General features: G+C 65.9%; 11 protein-coding genes. All 11 read left to right on the top strand.

Annotated features, from left to right (window positions below):
* Positions 1-45: 45 nt before the first annotated feature.
* The 11 genes from LB533_RS26105 to addA all read left to right on the top strand — a co-directional run bounded on the left by LB533_RS26105 (position 46) and on the right by addA (position 17,419).
* Positions 46-747 (top strand): response regulator transcription factor, encoded by a 702-nt coding sequence (locus LB533_RS26105; protein WP_010912942.1) that lies wholly within the window; start codon positions 46-48, stop codon positions 745-747.
* Between the two features lie 143 nt (positions 748-890).
* Entirely contained in the window at positions 891-2,675 is a 1,785-nt protein-coding gene (locus LB533_RS26110; protein WP_318012507.1) for a sensor histidine kinase, read from the top strand.
* A gap of 197 nt (positions 2,676-2,872) precedes the next feature.
* On the top strand, positions 2,873-3,319 hold the full coding sequence (locus LB533_RS26115; RefSeq protein WP_224678533.1) for an HPr kinase/phosphorylase: 447 nt from the start codon (positions 2,873-2,875) through the stop codon (positions 3,317-3,319).
* A gap of 164 nt (positions 3,320-3,483) precedes the next feature.
* Entirely contained in the window at positions 3,484-3,885 is a 402-nt protein-coding gene (locus LB533_RS26120; protein ID WP_010912939.1) for a PTS sugar transporter subunit IIA, read from the top strand.
* Entirely contained in the window at positions 3,882-4,193 is a 312-nt protein-coding gene (locus tag LB533_RS26125; protein WP_224678534.1) for an HPr family phosphocarrier protein, read from the top strand. The genes LB533_RS26120 and LB533_RS26125 overlap by 4 nt, the downstream gene beginning before the upstream one ends.
* Before the next feature lie 173 nt (positions 4,194-4,366).
* A complete protein-coding gene (ahcY, locus tag LB533_RS26130; protein ID WP_140517752.1) occupies positions 4,367-5,767 on the top strand; it encodes an adenosylhomocysteinase in 1,401 nt (466 codons plus the stop codon).
* A 187-nt stretch (positions 5,768-5,954) separates the two neighbouring features.
* The gene (locus tag LB533_RS26135) at positions 5,955-8,510 is read left to right on the top strand and encodes a sensor histidine kinase (protein ID WP_140643815.1); all 2,556 of its coding nucleotides are present in this window, start codon (positions 5,955-5,957) and stop codon (positions 8,508-8,510) included.
* Positions 8,511-8,518: 8 nt separating this feature from the next.
* Positions 8,519-10,030, top strand: coding sequence for a tRNA (adenosine(37)-N6)-threonylcarbamoyltransferase complex ATPase subunit type 1 TsaE (gene tsaE, locus LB533_RS26140; protein WP_224678535.1), 1,512 nt, complete (start codon positions 8,519-8,521; stop codon positions 10,028-10,030).
* Positions 10,027-10,773 (top strand): nucleotidyltransferase family protein, encoded by a 747-nt coding sequence (locus LB533_RS26145; RefSeq protein ID WP_318012508.1) that lies wholly within the window; start codon positions 10,027-10,029, stop codon positions 10,771-10,773. The genes tsaE and LB533_RS26145 overlap by 4 nt, the downstream gene beginning before the upstream one ends.
* Entirely contained in the window at positions 10,770-13,904 is a 3,135-nt protein-coding gene (gene addB / locus LB533_RS26150; RefSeq protein WP_224678536.1) for a double-strand break repair protein AddB, read from the top strand. The genes LB533_RS26145 and addB overlap by 4 nt, the downstream gene beginning before the upstream one ends.
* Complete coding sequence (gene addA / locus LB533_RS26155) at positions 13,901-17,419, top strand: double-strand break repair helicase AddA (protein ID WP_224678537.1); 3,519 nt, start codon at positions 13,901-13,903, stop codon at positions 17,417-17,419. The genes addB and addA overlap by 4 nt, the downstream gene beginning before the upstream one ends.
* Positions 17,420-17,426 lie beyond the last annotated feature (7 nt).

A 17,426-nucleotide genomic window follows, 5' to 3' on the forward strand; every position in this document is an offset into this window, starting at 1 on the left:
CCTTCTCTACGAAAGAAGGGACAGCTCATGAGGGAGCCGCTTGAAATGGCAACAATCGCGCTTGTCGATGACGACCGCAACATTCTGACCTCGGTGTCGATCGCCCTCGAATCGGAAGGCTATCGCGTCGAAACCTACACGGATGGTGCGTCGGCGCTGGAAGGCCTGGCGGCGCGCCCGCCGAATCTCGCCATCCTCGACATCAAGATGCCGCGCATGGACGGCATGGAACTCTTGCGCCGGATGCGCCAGAAGTCCGACCTGCCGGTCATCTTCCTGACCTCCAAGGACGACGAGATCGATGAGTTGTTCGGCCTCAAGATGGGCGCCGACGACTTCATCCGCAAACCCTTCTCGCAGCGTCTGCTGGTCGAGCGTGTGCGCGCGGTGTTGCGCCGTGCCAGCGCCCGTGAGGCCGCGGCAAAAGCGCCCAGCCAGCAGGCGCGCTCGCTCGAGCGCGGCCAGCTCGTTATGGACCAGGAACGCCACACCTGCACCTGGAAGGGCGAACCGGTGACGCTCACCGTCACCGAATTCCTGATCCTGCATTCGCTGGCACAGCGCCCTGGCGTCGTAAAAAGTCGTGATGCGCTGATGGATTCGGCTTATGATGAGCAGGTCTATGTTGACGACCGTACCATCGACAGCCACATCAAGCGGCTGCGCAAGAAGTTCAAGGCCGTCGACGACGACTTCGAGATGATCGAAACCCTTTACGGAGTCGGATACCGGTTCCGCGAGGCGTGAATAGGCAGTAGACAATAGAGAATAGTCGGTAGTCAGTTTTGAATGGTGCGAGCGGCCACCCGTGCATCGCCGCGATCTCAGCCAACCATTTCTCTATTCGCTACCCGCTACTCACTAATTACTAAGCAGGGAACTGCTGTTCGATGGCAGTGGAAGCACAGCGGAGCAGATCGGCGGGCGTTGCAAGGCGGCCGGCGCGGATCATGCCCGCGTTCCTGTCGAAGCTCACCGTGCCCATGCGCCGCTTCCTCGGCCATCACATCTTTTCCAGCCTGACGCGGCGTATCCTCTTCCTCAATCTCGCCGGCCTCGCAGTCCTGGTCACCGGCATCCTCTATCTCAACACCTTCCGCGACGGGCTGATCGACGCCCGCGTCGAAAGCCTGATGACCCAGGGCGAGATCATCGCTGGCGCGATCGCCGCCTCGGCGACGGTCGAGACCGATTCGATCAGCATCGATCCGGAAAAGCTGCTTGAGCTGCAGGCCGGCGAAAGCCTGGGCCCGGGCTCGGACCAGCTCGACAATCTGGATTTCCCGATCAATCCTGAACGCGTCGCCCCGGTGCTGCGCCGGCTGATCTCGCCGACCCGCACCCGCGCCCGCATCTACGACCGCGACGCCAATTTGCTGCTCGATTCGCGCCATCTCTATTCGCGCGGCCAGATCCTTCGCTACGATCTGCCGCCGGTCGACGAGGAAGAGCCCGACCTTGTCGAACGCATCCAGAAGTTCATCTTCGACTTCTTCCGCAACACCGATCTGCCGGTCTATCACGAGCAGCCGGGCGGCAATGGCGCCGCCTTCCCGGAAGTGGTCAAGGCCTTGACCGGCAGCCCGTCGACCATCGTCCGGATCAGCGAACAGGGCGAGCAGATCGTTTCCGTCGCGGTGCCGATCCAGCGCTTCCGCGCCGTTCTCGGCGTGTTGATGCTGTCGACCGAAGGCGGCGACATCGACAAGATCGTCGCCGCCGAACGCAAGGCGATCCTGCGCGTCTTTGGCATCGCGGCGCTCGTCACCGCCATCCTGTCGATGCTTCTGGCCTCCACCATCGCCAATCCGCTGCGCCGGCTGTCTGCGGCGGCCGTGCGGGTACGGCGCGGCGTCAAGAGCCGCGAGGAAATCCCTGATTTCTCCGACCGGCAGGACGAGATCGGCAATCTGTCGATCGCCGTGCGCGACATGACCAACGCGCTCTATGCCCGCATCGAGGCGATCGAGAGCTTCGCCGCCGATGTTTCCCATGAATTGAAGAACCCGCTGACCTCGCTGCGCAGCGCGGTGGAAACCTTGCCGCTCGCCAAGAACGACAATTCGCGCAGCCGTTTGATGGAGATCATCCAGCACGACGTCAGGCGGCTGGACCGCCTCATCACCGACATTTCGGACGCCTCCCGTCTCGACGCCGAGCTGGCGCGGGATGACGCGGGGACCGTGGACCTGAAGAAGTTCATAACCGATCTCGTCGCCGTCTCGCGTGAAACGACGCGCAACAAGAAGGCGGTCGAGATCGAGCTCAGGGTCGCCAAGCTGCCGCAGGGCGTCAAGGGCTATTTCGTCGTCGGCCACGACCTGCGCATCGGCCAGGTCATCACCAACCTGATCGAGAACGCCCGCTCCTTCGTGCCAGAGGAGCGCGGCCACATCATCCTGTCGCTGGCGCGCACCGGCAAGTTCAACATCCTCACCATCGACGACAATGGTCCCGGCATCCGCGCCGACAACATCGACCGCATCTTCGAGCGCTTCTACACCGACCGGCCCGCCGGCGAGGCGTTCGGCCAAAATTCGGGCCTTGGCCTGTCGATATCCAGGCAGATCGTCGAGGCCCATGGCGGCACGCTGACCGCCGAGAACATCCCCGGCACCAAGCCAGGCGAGATCAAGGGCGCCCGCTTCGTCGTTACGCTGCCGGCCGAAGCATGATCCCGAAAGTGGGAACCGATTTTCGGATCAAATCGTGCTAAAAAGCATGATGCCGGATATCGCAGCTTTACGGTCGTCATCCTCGGGCTTGTCCCGAGGATCTGCCGCGCAACGAGACCGTGGTGTGAAAACAATCGAAAGGCCGGCAGATCCTCGGGACAAGCCCGGGGCTAACGGGGGCATGGCCCGGTCCGGTCATGCAGCCTGAAAACATCCACGGAACCGCGATCCTGATCGGCGATCGCGGCGTCCTTATCACCGGGCCGTCCGGCGCCGGCAAGACGACGCTTGCGCTGACACTCCTGGACCATTGCCAGGCGCGCGGCCTGTTCTCGCGGCTGATCGGCGACGACAGGCTGCTTGCCTCGGCCCACGCCGGGCGGCTGGTCTGCCGCGTGCCAGCGACCATCGCCGGTCTCGCCGAGGTGCCAGGGTTCATGCCGCGCCCGCTGCCATTCGAGTCGGGCGGCGTGATCGACCTGCATGTGCGGCTGGTGGCGAAGACAGAAATGGCTCGCTTTCAAGAGGAAATCAGCGAGCCGGTCGCGGGCTGCCCAGTGCCGCGCGTCGACCTTGCGGAGCGCAACATTGCCGCTGCCTTGCCCGCCGTGATGGCGCGGCTGTCGATCGCGCCTTTTCTATGATGTGCCCGCGGTTTTTTGCTGCAATGCGTCAAAATGGCATGGGCCGGCGCAATTTTGGGCTTGTCAACGAGCCGCGCGTCGACAAGATAGCGCTCCCGCCGCCTGGAATGGCTGGCGAGCATAAAATGCGCCTGTGAAGCGGCGATGACGGGAGCCACCAAAGAATGATCGGACTCGTGCTTGTAACGCACGGTCAACTGGCCACCGAGTTCCGACATGCCGTGGAACATGTCGTCGGGCCACAAGACAATTTCGAAACCGTGGCGATCGGTGCCGACGACGATATGGAGCAACGCCGGCGCGACATCGTCGACGCCGTTGCCCGTGTCGACACCGGGGCGGGCGTCATCGTGCTGACCGACATGTTCGGCGGCACGCCTTCGAACCTTGCCATTTCCGTGATGGAGTCCGGCCGCACCGAAGTCATCGCCGGCATGAACTTGCCGATGCTGATCAAACTCTCCTCGATCCGCAAGGGCGACAACATGGCGGCGGCCCTCGACGAGGCGCAGGCGGCGGGGCGCAAATACATCAATGTCGCCAGCCAGCTCCTGAGCAGCAAATGAGCACGATGTCGTCGGAAAAGGACCAGATCGCCGAAGATCCGATCACTAGGGAATTTCCGATCGTCAACCAGCGCGGCCTGCACGCGCGCGCCTCGGCCAAGTTCGTGCAGCTCGCCAGCGGCTACAACGCGTCGGTCCATGTCGAGAAGGACGGCGTCAAGGTCGGCGGCACCTCGATCATGGGCCTGATGATGCTGGCGGCAAGTCCGGGCTATTCGATTCGCGTGACCGCCAGCGGTCCCGAAGCGCTTGAGGTCATGAATGCGCTGGAACAGCTGGTGGCGTCCCGCTTCGGCGAGGAATGCTGATCCCTTACCTCCATGCGAAAGACATGCAGGGATAAAGATTTCTTTATATCCCATTGTCGTGTTGACGCCGATCTGCTAGTCAGGCGGGCAATTCGCGCCCTTCGACGCGCCTGCCGGCGCGGGCGCATCCGCAACCAATTCAACAGCGTAACAATTCGCATCGGAGCACTGCCATGACGGGTAGCAAGGACTATGTGGTCGCCGACATCTCGCTTGCCGGCTGGGGCCGCAAGGAAATCGAGATCGCCGAAACCGAAATGCCGGGCCTGATGGCCTGCCGCGAGGAATTCGGCTCCAAGAAGCCGCTCAAGGGCGCGCGCATCACCGGCTCGCTGCACATGACCATCCAGACCGCGGTGCTGATCGAGACGCTGAAGGCGCTCGGGGCCGATATACGTTGGGCTTCCTGCAACATCTTCTCGACCCAGGACCATGCGGCCGCGGCCATCGCCGAGGCCGGCATCCCGGTCTTCGCCGTCAAAGGCGAGACTCTGGAGCAGTACTGGGACTACACCGACAGGATTTTCCAGTGGGCCGATGGCGGCACCTCCAACATGATCCTCGATGATGGCGGCGACGCCACCATGTACATCCTGATCGGCGCGCGCGCCGAGGCCGGCGAGGACGTGCTGTCCAATCCGCACAGCGAGGAGGAGGAATATTTCTATGCCCAGGTCAAGAAGCGCATGAAGGCTTCGCCCGGCTTCTTCACCAAGCAGAAGGAAGCGATCCGGGGCGTCACCGAAGAGACGACCACCGGCGTCAACAGGCTCTACCAGCTACAGAAGAAGGGCTTGCTGCCTTTCCCGGCCATCAACGTCAACGACTCGGTCACAAAGTCGAAATTCGACAATAAATATGGCTGCAAGGAATCGCTGGTCGACGGCATCCGCCGCGGCACCGACACCATGATGGCCGGCAAGGTCGCCGTCGTCTGCGGCTATGGCGACGTTGGCAAGGGCTCGTCCGCCTCGCTGAAGGGCGCTGGCGCCCGCGTCAAGGTAACCGAGGTCGATCCGATCTGCGCCCTGCAGGCGGCGATGGACGGCTTCGAGGTCGTCACGCTCGAAGATGCCGCACCCACCGCCGACATCGTCATCACCACCACCGGCAACAAGGATGTCGTCACCCTCGACCACATGCGTTCGATGAAGGACATGGTGATCGTCGGCAACATCGGTCACTTCGACAACGAGATCCAGGTGGCATCGCTGCGCAACCTGAAATGGACCAACGTCAAGCCTCAGGTCGACATGATCACCTTCCCCGATGGCAAGCGCATGATCTTGCTGTCGGAAGGCCGCCTGCTCAACCTCGGCAACGCCACAGGCCATCCGAGCTTCGTCATGTCGGCGTCCTTCACCAACCAGGTGCTGGCGCAGATCGAGCTGTTCACCAAGGGCGAGCAGTACCAGAACCAGGTCTACGTGCTGCCCAAGCATCTCGACGAGAAGGTCGCGCGCCTGCATCTCGACAAGCTCGGCGCCCGCCTGACCGAACTGTCGGGCGAACAGGCAGCCTATATCGGCGTGACCCCGCAAGGTCCGTTCAAGCCGGAACACTACCGCTATTAACCAAAGCTGAATTTACTACCAGATATTGACGCCGGGCGATTGACTTTTCGCCCGGCTTTATTTTTGCGACGAATGATTCTTCACGCCGATTCCAGCAGGCGCTATTGTTGTGATTCGCGGTCCGGGGACGAGGACCGGCGTACGCATCAGGGCGGTCTTGCATTCAGGCGGCGAAGAGGACCAAGACATGCCGGGGGATAACCCGCTTCACGCGGGACGGGCCGTTTCCGGCGGCCATGACGATTCGAGGATTACCGGCACCGCCACGCGAGGCGAGCGCCTTTCATTGCGCGCGCGCGCCGGGCTGTTCCTTGCCGGCTCCGCACTTGGCTGGCCTTTGGCAGGCACGGTGGCCCACGCCCGGGCTGCTGGTGCGGAGGCCGCCAGCCTATCGGTGAGCACGGTCGAGGTCGTGCAGCTTGCCGTCTTTGTCGGAGTGATGGGAGCGGCATTCCTGTCGGCCATCGTTCTGATCCGGGAGAGAGCGCGTACCTCAGCCGAAAATGTCGAGCTCAGGAGCCGCATCGCGGACATCAACGCGGCGCTGCGCCGTTCGGAGGCACTGCTCAACCTGCGCGACCAGCGTGTCGTCGTCTGGGCCTCGGAGAACAAGAAACCCGAGATCATCGGCACGCTGCCGGTCGAAAGCGGCGCGCCCGAGGAGCGGGCCGCCTTCCTTGCCTTCGGCCGTTGGCTGATGCCGCGCTCGGCGGCGGCACTCGAGCATGCCGTCGCGGGGCTGCGCGAAAAGGCCGTGTCCTTCGACCTCGTCATCGAAACGCAGACCGGCGCTCCGCTGGAAGTGCATGGCCGCAAGAGTGCGGCGCATGTGCTTGTGCGGTTCGTTTCCCTTTCCGAGACGCAACGCAGTCAGGCCCGGCTGAAGATCGAGAACCAGCGGCTGGCCGCCGACCACGATACGATGATCGGCCTGCTCGAGGCGCTGAAGATGCCGGCATGGCTGCGCGGCGAGGACGGCCGCCTGAGATGGGTGAACCGGGCCTATGCCGAAGCGGTCGAGGCCGAAAGCGCGGAGATGGCTGTCCGCGACGCCAAGGAATTCCTCGGCGGCCAGGCGCGCGAAGCGATCGCTGCCCAGCACAAGTCCCATCCTGTCTTCGAACAGACGCTTTCCACGGTGATCGAAGGCGACCGCCGCGTTTTCGCGGTGACCGATTTCGCCGGCGTCGACGGTTCGGCGGGACTTGCCTGCGACACCAGCGCAATCGAAACCATCCGCAGCGAATATGAGCGCACCGTGCGCAGCCACGCCGACACCCTCGACCAGCTCAACACGGCGGTCGCGATCTTCGACACCGACGAGAAGCTGCGCTTCTTCAACCAGGCTTTCCAGAAGCTCTGGGGCCTCGATGCAGGCTTCCTGCACAGCGCGCCCGATAACGCTTTGCTGCTGGATCGGCTGCGCAGCGAGGGCAAGATCGCCGAGCAGCCCGAGTGGCGCCGCTGGAAGGAAGGCCTGCTCGGCGCCTACCGCGCGGTGGAATCGCAGGAGCATTGGTGGCACCTGCCCGACGGCAAGACCATCCGCGTCGTCGCCAACCCGCAGCCCAAGGGCGGCGTCACCTGGGTGTTCGAGAACCTGACCGAGAAGATGGACCTCGAAAGCCGCTACCGCACCGCGGTGCGGGTCCAGGGCGAGACACTCGACAACCTCGCCGAAGGCGTGGCGGTGTTCGGCCCCGACGGCAGGCTGCGCCTGTCGAACCCGGCATTTGCTACTTTGTGGGGCCTGGACGCCGAAACCGCCAGGCCCAATGTCCATGTTTCCGCAATCCGTGAGCTTTGCGACCGGCAAGCGATCGACAGCCCGTGGGGCGGCTTCGTCGCCGCCATCACCGGCTTCGACGACGAGCGCCGCGACCGCCACGGGCAGACCGAGCTCAACAGCGGCACCGTGCTGCGCTACGCCGTGATCCCCCTGCCCAACGGGCAGGTGATGATGACCTTCGTCGACGTCACCGACAGCGTCCGTGTCGAACGCGCGCTCAAGGACAAGAACGAGGCGCTGGAGAAATCCGACCAGCTCAAGAACGAATTCGTCCAGCACGTGTCCTACGAACTGCGCTCGCCGCTGACCAACATCATCGGATTCACCGAACTGCTGTCGCTGCCGGCCACCGGTCCGCTGACGCAGAAGCAGCGCGAATATGTCGAGCATGTCGGCTCGTCGTCCTCGGTGCTTTTGACCATCGTCAACGACATACTCGACTTAGCCACGGTCGATGCCGGCATCATGCAGCTCGACATTTCCGAGGTCCATGTCGACCGCACCATCGCCGCCGCCGCCGAGCTGGTTGCCGACCGGCTGGAAGAGCATTCAATCAGGCTTGAGGTTGATGCCGCGGCGGCGCCGAAGACCTTCCACGGCGACGAAATCCGCATCCGCCAGATCCTCTATAACCTGCTCAGCAACGCCGCCAACTACGCGCCGGAGGCCAGCGCCATCCGGCTCGCCTGCCGTCAGTTGGCGGACGGTGTGGAATTCTCGGTCCACGACGATGGACCCGGCATGCCGCCCGACGTGCTTGATTCAGTGTTCCGCCGCTTCGAGCCGCGCGCCAATGGCGGCCGTCGGCGCGGCGCCGGGCTCGGCCTCTCGATCGTCAAGAGCTTCGTCGAGCTGCATGGCGGCAGCGTCCGCATCGAAACCGGCAAGGACAAGGGCACGACCGTCATCTGCACCTTTCCCGACATGCCGGGCATCCGCGCCGCGGCCGAGTAGCGCACTCGATGGCCGCATTGATGCTCGAGCGTTTACTCGCCGACGAAACACAGACGGCGCGGCTGGGTGAGGATCTGGCGCTGGCGTTGCGCGCTGGCGATGTCCTGGCGCTGAAGGGCGATCTCGGCGCCGGCAAATCGACGCTGGCGCGGGCGCTGATCAGGGCCTTGGCCGACGATGCCGGCCTCGACGTGCCGAGCCCGACCTTTACCCTGGTGCAAAGCTACGACACGCGCATCCCGGTCCATCATTTCGACCTCTACCGCCTGTCCTCGGCAGCCGAGCTCGATGAACTGGGCTTCGACGAGGCGTTGGCGCAAGGCGCGGCCCTTGTCGAGTGGCCGGAACGGGCCGAGGGTTATTTGCCTGGGACCGCCGTGCTGATCGAATTGGTCCAGCATGGCGATGGCCGATTGGCGAGACTGTCCGGGCAGGGCGCTGCCTACGATCGCGTGGCGCGCTCGCTCGCCATGCGCGATTTCCTCGAAAGCGCTGGATGGGGCGAGGCCAGCCGCCGCCATTTCATCGGCGATGCCTCTGCGCGCTCCTACGAAATTGTCTCGCTTCCAGGCCATGCCGCGAGGGTGCTGATGAACTCGCCGCGGCTGGTGCTGGGTCCCCCGGTGCGCGACGGCAAGCCCTATGGCGTCATCGCTCACACCGCCCAGTCGGTGTCCGCCTTCGCCGCCATCGACCGCGCGCTGCTCGCCGCCGGGGTCAGCGTCCCCAAAATCCATGCGCAGGATCTCGACCAGGGATTCCTGCTGCTCGAACATCTGGGCTCCGAAGGGTTCCTGGACGGGCATGGCAGGCCGGTCGCTGGGCGTTATGAAGCGGCGGCCGAACTGCTCGCCATGATGCATGACAAGACCTGGCCCCACCGGATGGAGGCCGCGCCCGGCGTGTTTCACGATGTGCCGCCCTTCGATCGCGACGCCATGCTGATCGAGGCGGACCTGCTGGTCGATTGGTACGTGCCGATGCTGACGGGCGCGCCGGCGGGCGATGCCTTGCGCGTCGGCTACCACAAGGAGTGGAACGGGGTTCTCGACCGGCTCGCGGACAGCCAATACACGCTGATGCTGCGTGACTTTCATTCGCCGAACATCATCTGGCGCGCTGAGCGCTCCGGCCATGACCGGCTCGGCATCGTCGATATCCAGGACGCGCTGATCGGCCCCGCCGCTTACGACGTCGCCTCTCTGGCCATGGACGCGCGCGTCACCATCCCGCCAGGCATCGAGAAACGCACGCTCGATGCCTATGTCGCCGCCCGCCACGCGGCCGGCCCATTTGACGAGGCGGCGTTCCTCGAGGCCTATGCGATCATGGCGGCGCAGCGCAATTCCAAGATCCTCGGCATCTTCGTCCGGCTCGAAAAACGCGACGGCAAGCCCTATTATCTGAAACACCTGCCGCGTATCCGCGACTATCTGCGCCGGGCGCTGTCTCATCCTGCCTTGGCCGGCCTTCGCGAGTTCTATACCGCTCACGGTCTGCTGGAGGAGCAAACGCCGTGACAACGATACCGGACACAGCGAGCGTGCCCAAAACTGCGATCGTGCTCGCCGCAGGGCTCGGCAAGCGCATGCGGCCGATCACCGACACGATCCCCAAGCCGCTGGTCAGGATCGCCGGCAAGACGCTGCTCGACTGGGGTCTCGACAGCCTTGTCGCGGCCGGCATCGATAGGGCGGTCGTCAACGTGCACTATCTTCCCGAACAGATCGTCGCCCATCTCGGCGCGCGCCATGCGCCACGGATCGTCATTTCGGACGAGAGCGAGCGGTTGCTCGATTCCGCCGGCGGTATCGTCAAGGCGCTGCCGGAGCTCGGCCAACAGCCCTTCTACATCCTCAACGCCGACACTTTCTGGATCGACCACGGGACGCTCAATCTCAATCGCCTCGCCCTTGCATGGGATGCCGCGAAAATGGATATTCTGCTGATGCTGGCGGATCTCCATCAGGCGACCGGACACTGCGGCAGCACCGATTTCCTGGTCGCGCCGGACGGCACCCTGCGGCGTTCCAAGGGCGATCCGGCGGGCCTGATCTATGCCGGCGCGGCGATCGCCCATCCGCGCATCTTCAAGGGTGCCTTGCCGGAACCGCATTCGCTTAACGCCTACTTCGACAAGGCGATCGCCGCCGGCCGGCTGTTCGGCATGCCAATGCACGGCCATTGGATCACCGTCGGCACCCCCGACGCCATTGCGAGCGCGGAAGCGGCGGTCGCCGACGCGCTAGCCGAGTCGCAATGAGCGGCCCGGGCCGCGTTTTCTCCATTCCCCCCGGTGCGCCGTTTCTGCCGACGCTTGCCGAGGCGCTGCTGGCCGGGCGTCTTGTTCCGGGCTTCCGCTTCGATGGCGACCCGCTCGCCTTGGCCGATGTCATCATCTATGTGCCGACGCGCCGCGCCGCGCGCGCCTTGCGTGGCGTCTTCGTCGACAGTCTTGCGGCGAGAGGCGGCGGCGGTTCGGCGATTCTGCCGGTCATCCGACCGCTCGGCGAGTTCGATGAGGACGAGGCCGCGTTCGAGACGGAAGCGTCGGCCGCCATCGACCTCGCGCCGCCGATCGCGGCAACCGAACGCCTGTTGCTGCTGGCGCCGCTGGTGCGTGCCTGGAAACGCCGGCTGCCGGCGCATGTGGCGGCGCTTTTCGACGAGGAGATCGTCATTCCGGCCTCCGCCGCCGATGCGATCTGGCTGGCGCGCGACCTCGCCCGGCTTATGGATGAGATCGAGACGGAAGGCACGGACTGGACGCGGCTCGCCGATCTGGTGAGCGGCAATCTCGCGGGATGGTGGCAGGTCACGCTCGATTTCCTTGGCATCGTCACCGACGCTTGGCCGAAATTCCTTGGGGAACGGAACCTCTCCAACCCGGCCGCGCATCGCAGCGCCCTGATCCGGCTGGAAGCGGCGCGGTTGCGGCGCAATCCGCCCGCCGGGCCGGTTATCGCCGCCGGTTCCACCGGCTCCATCCCCGCCACGGCAGAGCTGCTGGCCGCCATCGCCCGTTTGGCGGGCGGCGCCATCGTGCTGCCAGGCCTCGACCGGACGATGGATGAGCCGTCCTTCCAGGCCATCACGGCGCCGGGCGCACGTCCGGCCGTGCTCGGCCATCCGCAATACGGCCTCGCCAAGCTGATCGGCACCATGGGTGTGCTGCGGGGCGATGTCGAGGAGATCGGCGCGGCCGGACATGAACTCGCGCTTCGCGCCGCCCTCGTCGGCGAAGCGCTGCGGCCGGCCGAGACCACCGAATTGTGGGCCGAGACGCGCAGCGGCTTTTCCGTCTTCGACATCGAGCAGGCCTTCGCCGGCGTGAGCCTGCTGGAAGCGGCCAGCGAACGCGATGAGGCCGTGGCGATCGCCGTCGCGCTCAAGCGCGCGGTCGAGCAGCCCGGCCAAAGAGCGGCCCTCGTTACCGGTGACCGTGCGCTGGCGCGCCGCGTCTCGGTCGAACTCGGGCGCTTCGGCGTCGTCGCCGACGATTCAGGCGGTGTGCCGCTTTCCAACACGCCCGCCGCCGGCCTGCTCGGGCTGGCGTTGCAGGCGGTGTTCCGTCCCGGTGACCCGGTCGGCCTGTTGTCGCTGCTCAAGCATCCCCTGCTTGCCCTTGGCCTGGACCGGACGAGCGTTCGCCATGCGGCGGAACTGATCGAGCTGGTGGCGCTGCGCGGCGGCACCGGCCGCCCCGACATCGCGTCGCTGCCGGACCTGTTCGAAGCCCGCCTGGTTGACCTCGGCGGCGACAGCAGGCGGCCTTTCTGGTTTGCCCGGCTGACCGTGCGCGCTATCGAGGACGCGCGCGATCTGCTGCGGCGGCTGGTGGAAGCCGTGGCGCCGCTTGCCGCCTTTCGCGGTCGGGCCGACGCCGGTCTTGTGGCGCTCGTCGGGGCCAGCGTCGTGGTGCTGGAAAATCTCGGCCGTGCGACCTATGGCGGGCTCGGCGCACTCTATGCTGGCGATGCCGGCGAGAAACTGGCCGACCTGTTGCGTAGACTGGTCGCGGCGTCGGTGCCGCTGTCGTTTGCTGCCGACGAATGGCCAGACGTCATGGCGGCGCTGATCGCGCCCGAGACGGTCAAGCCGGCGCAAGGCACAGACAGGAACATTGCCATCTGGGGGGCGCTGGAAGCCCGGTTGCAGAATGTCGACACGCTGGTCATCGGCGGCATGAACGAAGGCGTGTGGCCGCGCAAACCCGAAAGCGACCGTTTCATGTCGCGGCTGATGAAGACCGGCATCGACCTGGAGCCGCCCGAACGGCGCATTGGGCTTGCCGCACATGATTTCCAGATGGCCATGGGGGCGGCGAAGGTGGTGCTGTCGCGCTCCGCACGCGCCGGCGACGCGCCCGCCGTGCCCTCGCGCTGGCTGCAGCGCATGCTCACTTATATCGGGAAGGACCAGGCAGCCAGGCTTGCCGAACGTGGCGAGGAACTCATCGCCTGGGCGCGCGCGCTCGATACCAGCCCGCGGCGGGACTTCGCGCCGCGCCCGCAGCCGAAGCCGCCGGTCGCGCTGCGTCCAACCCATTTCTCTGTCACCGAGATCGAGACGCTGCGTCGCGATCCCTACGCCATCTATGCCAGGCGCATCCTCGGCCTGCTGCCGCTCGACCCGGTGATCCGCGACCCGGGTGCGGCCGAGCGCGGCACGCTGTTCCATGCCATCCTGCATCTGTTCTCGGGCAGCGTGGCCGATCCGCGTGCTCCCGATGCGCTGGCCGGCCTGCTCGCCGCCGGCCGGACCTGCTTTGCCGAGGCAGCACTTCCCGCCGATGTAGAGGCGGTCTGGTGGCCGCGTTTCGAAAAGCTCGCCGCGAGCATCATCGAATGGGAACGCGGCCGCGCTGGGGCCGTGGCCCGGCGCCACGCCGAGGCGCGAGCGGGCAAGACCATGGTCGGCCAATCCGGGATCACCCTGTCGGGCTATGCCGACCGGGTCGATCTTCTCCAGGGCGGCATGGCCGACATATTGGACTACAAGACCGGCTCTTCGCCTTCCAAGGCGCAGGCGCACACGCTGCTGTCGCCGCAACTGGCGCTGGAGGGCGCGTTGCTCAGGCGCGGCGCTTTCCAGGAACTCGGCGCGCGCGAGCCCTCGCAATTGGCCTTCGTCAGGCTGAAGCCGAATGGCGAGGTCTTCGAGGAATCGATTCTCGAATACAACCGGCAGCCGCGCACCGCCACGGACCTCGCCGAGGAGGCCTGGGCGCGGCTGGAGAAATTGCTCATCCACTATGCCGATCCGGCGGCCGGCTACCTGTCGCGGGCACTGCCGTTCCGCGAAGGCGAGACCGACGGCGACTACGACCATCTCGCCCGCGTGCTCGAATGGTCGGCGGGCGGCGATGCGGATGAGGAGGGAGGGGAGGCATGAAGAAGGCCTATCCCATCCCCGGTGAAACCGCCTCCAGGCAGGCCAGCGCCTCGGATCCGCGGAATTCCGCCTGGGTGTCGGCCAATGCCGGGTCCGGCAAGACCCATGTGCTGGCCCAGCGCGTCATCCGGCTCCTGCTGCGCGGCACCGACCCGTCGAAGATACTGTGCCTGACCTATACGCGTGCCGCCGCCGCCAATATGTCGAACCGGGTGTTCTCGACCCTGTCGGAATGGACCGCGCTCGGCGATGCCGAGCTGGCGGTGAGGGTGGAGGCGCTCGATGGCCGCCGGCCCGACCGCGAAACCATGCGCCGCGCCCGCCGCCTGTTTGCCGAGGCGCTGGAAACGCCCGGCGGGCTGAAGATCCAGACCATCCATGCCTTCTGCGAATCGGTGCTGCACCAGTTCCCGCTGGAAGCCAACATCCCCGCGCATTTCGAGATGCTCGACCCGCAGATGGAGGCCTCGTTGTTCGCCGCCGCGCGCCGTGAGATGATTTCGGGCAGCGCGGCGGATCGGCCGGACCTCGCCGATGCCTTCGCCGCCGTGCTCGAGCGCGGTGGCGAGGCAGGGCTCGACGCCCTGCTCGCCGAGATCGTCCGCAAGCGCGACGAACTGGGCGCCTTCATCGGTGAAATCGATCGAGGCGGCCCGAACTTCCAGACGCTGTTCGACGAATTCCAATTCCGCCCCGGCCAGACCGCCGAAGGCATAGCGGCCGCCATCTGGCCGCTGCCCGGCTTCCTGCCGGATTATTTTGCCGGCTTCGCCCAGGCGGCGGAAGCCGCCGACGCCAGGACGGTGCTCAACAACATCTTGCCTCATGCGCGCCTGGCTTTCGCGGAAACCGACCCCGTGCGGCGCCTGCAACTGCTTTCGCGGGCTTTCCTGAAGGCCGACGGCGACGTCTACGATCCAGCCAAGGCCTTCAAAAAGGCGCTGCTCGACCGGCTGCCGGACCTGGCGGAGCGCTATCTCTCGGCGACCGCCGCAATCGTCGAGACGGTCGACCGGCTCGCCCTGTTCCGGATGCTGGAGGGCACGCGCGCCGCGCTGACGCTGGCCGACTGGCTGATCGCCCGCTACGAGCAGTTGAAGCGTGGCCGCGGGTTCCTCGACTTCAACGACCTGATCACCCGCACCGTCAGTCTCCTGGCCAGGCCCGATGCCGGCCCGTGGGTGCAGTACAAGCTCGACCAGGGCATCGACCACATCCTGCTCGACGAGGCGCAGGACACCAGCCCCGACCAATGGGAGGTGGTGAAGCGGCTGGCCGAGGAATTCTTCGCCGGCATCGGCGCCCGCGACACCGCGCATCGGACGATCTTCGCTGTCGGCGACGAAAAACAGTCGATCTATTCCTTCCAGGGCGCGGCGCCGGATTCCTTCGCCGACAGCAGGCTCCTGTTTGCAAGCAAGGTGCGCGACGCCGATGCGCCCTTCGCCGATCTGAAGCTCACCTGGTCGTTCCGCTCGACCGACGATGTTCTGGCCGCCGTCGACCGTGTCTTCGCCGATCCGGTCGTGCGGCGTGGCATCAGCCATGACCCCGACCCGCTGAGCCACAAGGCGATACGCACCGATGCGCCGGGCTATGTCGAGGTCTGGCCATCCATCGGCGCCGACGTCGTCGACGAGCCGGACGACTGGACGCAGGCAGTCGACCATGCCCGCGCGCCGGCGGTTCGGGTTGCCGAAAACGTCGCCGCCACCATTGCCGGCTGGATCGGCAATGGCGAGGTCATCGAAGGCCGCGGCAAGAGGCTGCGCCCTGGCGACGTGCTGGTGCTGGTGCGCAAGCGCGATCGCTTCGTCCATGCGCTGACGCGTGCCTTGAAGCGTCGCGACATTCCGGTCGCCGGCGCCGACCGCTTGAGCCTGCCCGGCCACATCGCGGTCAAGGACCTGATCGCGCTCGGCCATTTCCTGATCCAGCCGCAGGACGATCTGTCGCTCGCCGCCGTGCTGCGGAGCCCGATCTTCGATCTGTCGGAAGAGACGCTTTTCACACTGGCCGCGCAAAGACCGTCCGGCCTGTCGCTGGCCGCGTCCCTGCGCCAGCATGCCAGCCAAAGCGAAGCGCTCGCGGCGGTCGCCGCTCAACTCGACATCTGGGCCAACGAGGCCGTCTTCAAGCCGGTGTTCGAATTCTATGCCGGCTTGCTGGCACGCGGTGGTGTGCGCCGCAAGATGGTTGCGCGGCTCGGGCCGGAAGCCGGCGACATTCTCGACGAATTCCTGAGTTTCTGCCTTGCCGAGGAGCGGACCGGCCTGCCCGGGCTGGAAGCCTTCCTGTCGACGCTGGAGAGCGCCGGCCCAGAAATCAAGCGCGAGATGGACCAGACCCGCGACGAGGTCCGCGTCATGACCGTGCATGCAGCCAAGGGGCTCGAAGCGCCTGTCGTCTTCCTGGTCGATGGCGGTTCGGCTCCGTTCAGCGATCAGCACCTGCCGCGCCTGATGCCGTTCGAGGGTTCGGGGCTGAACTGGAGCGGCAAGGGCTTTCTCTGGCGCTCGGCCAGCGACGTCGCCAACGGCATTTCGAAGGCTGCCGCGGCCAGGGCGCGCGATCTCGCCGATGACGAGTACCGGCGGCTGCTCTATGTCGGCATGACCCGGGCCGAGGACAGGCTGATCGTCTGCGGCTATCACGGCAAGCGCGCGCCGAACGCCGGCACCTGGCATTCGCTTGTCAGCCGTGCTCTGGTCGGGGCGCCGGAGAGCGCCGAGTACCTGCATCCGGCCGGCGGCGTTTCAGTGCATCGCTTCCAGGTGACCGGACTGCCGCCCTTTGCGCCGGTCGCCGAAAGCGAGGCCAGGCAGACGCGGGACTTCGGGCCGCCGCCCGAAACCTTGTTCAGGCCGCTGCCGCCATACGAGGACCTGCCGCGCCCGCTGTCGCCATCCGGAGCCTCGGCCCTGATCGACGAGGGCAAGGAAAGCGTCATCGACACCGGCTCGCCGGTGCTGGATGGCGACGCCGAACCCGGCTTCGCCGTCATGCGAGGCCTGGCGCTGCACAAGCTGCTGCAGATGCTGCCCGGCGTGGCGCAAGACGAACGCCAGGGCGCGGCCGAAATTTATCTCGCCCGCGCCGGCGCGCAATGGCCGGGTGGAGAGCGCGAAAAGGCCGTCGCCTCGGTGATGGCGATCCTTGCCGACCAGCGCTTCGCGCCGCTTTTCGCACCTTCTTCGCGCGCCGAAGTGGCGGTCATGGGCAGCCTCGACGTCAAGGGCACGAAACGCTCGATTTCCGGCAAGATCGACAGGTTGGCGGTGACGCCGGACCGCGTATTCATCGTCGACTACAAGACCAACCGTCCGGCACCCGCCTCGCTGGGCGAGGTTCCGCCCGCCTATCTGCTGCAGCTCGCGCTCTATCGCGCCTTGCTGCGGCCGCTCTATCCCGGCCGCGAAGTCACGGCGGCCTTGCTGTTCACGGAGGCGCCACGGCTGATCGAGCTGCCGGCTCGGGCCATGGATGACGCACTTGCCCGACTCACGCGAGCGTGACACAAGA

This window comes from Mesorhizobium sp. BR1-1-13, assembly GCF_020165515.1.
In the GTDB taxonomy this organism is placed as follows: domain Bacteria; phylum Pseudomonadota; class Alphaproteobacteria; order Rhizobiales; family Rhizobiaceae; genus Mesorhizobium.

Bases quoted from the DNA above. Each gene is read 5' to 3' on its own strand.
- LB533_RS26105 (WP_010912942.1), top strand. From the start codon at position 46: ATGGCAACAATCGCGCTTGTCGATGACGACCGCAACATTCTGACCTCG.
- tsaE (WP_224678535.1), top strand. From the start codon at position 8,519: ATGGCCGCATTGATGCTCGAGCGTTTACTCGCCGACGAAACACAGACG.
- LB533_RS26125 (WP_224678534.1), top strand. From the start codon at position 3,882: ATGAGCACGATGTCGTCGGAAAAGGACCAGATCGCCGAAGATCCGATC.
- LB533_RS26110 (WP_318012507.1), top strand. From the start codon at position 891: ATGGCAGTGGAAGCACAGCGGAGCAGATCGGCGGGCGTTGCAAGGCGG.
- LB533_RS26115 (WP_224678533.1), top strand. From the start codon at position 2,873: ATGCAGCCTGAAAACATCCACGGAACCGCGATCCTGATCGGCGATCGC.
- ahcY (WP_140517752.1), top strand. From the start codon at position 4,367: ATGACGGGTAGCAAGGACTATGTGGTCGCCGACATCTCGCTTGCCGGC.
- LB533_RS26120 (WP_010912939.1), top strand. From the start codon at position 3,484: ATGATCGGACTCGTGCTTGTAACGCACGGTCAACTGGCCACCGAGTTC.
- addB (WP_224678536.1), top strand. From the start codon at position 10,770: ATGAGCGGCCCGGGCCGCGTTTTCTCCATTCCCCCCGGTGCGCCGTTT.
- addA (WP_224678537.1), top strand. From the start codon at position 13,901: ATGAAGAAGGCCTATCCCATCCCCGGTGAAACCGCCTCCAGGCAGGCC.
- LB533_RS26135 (WP_140643815.1), top strand. From the start codon at position 5,955: ATGCCGGGGGATAACCCGCTTCACGCGGGACGGGCCGTTTCCGGCGGC.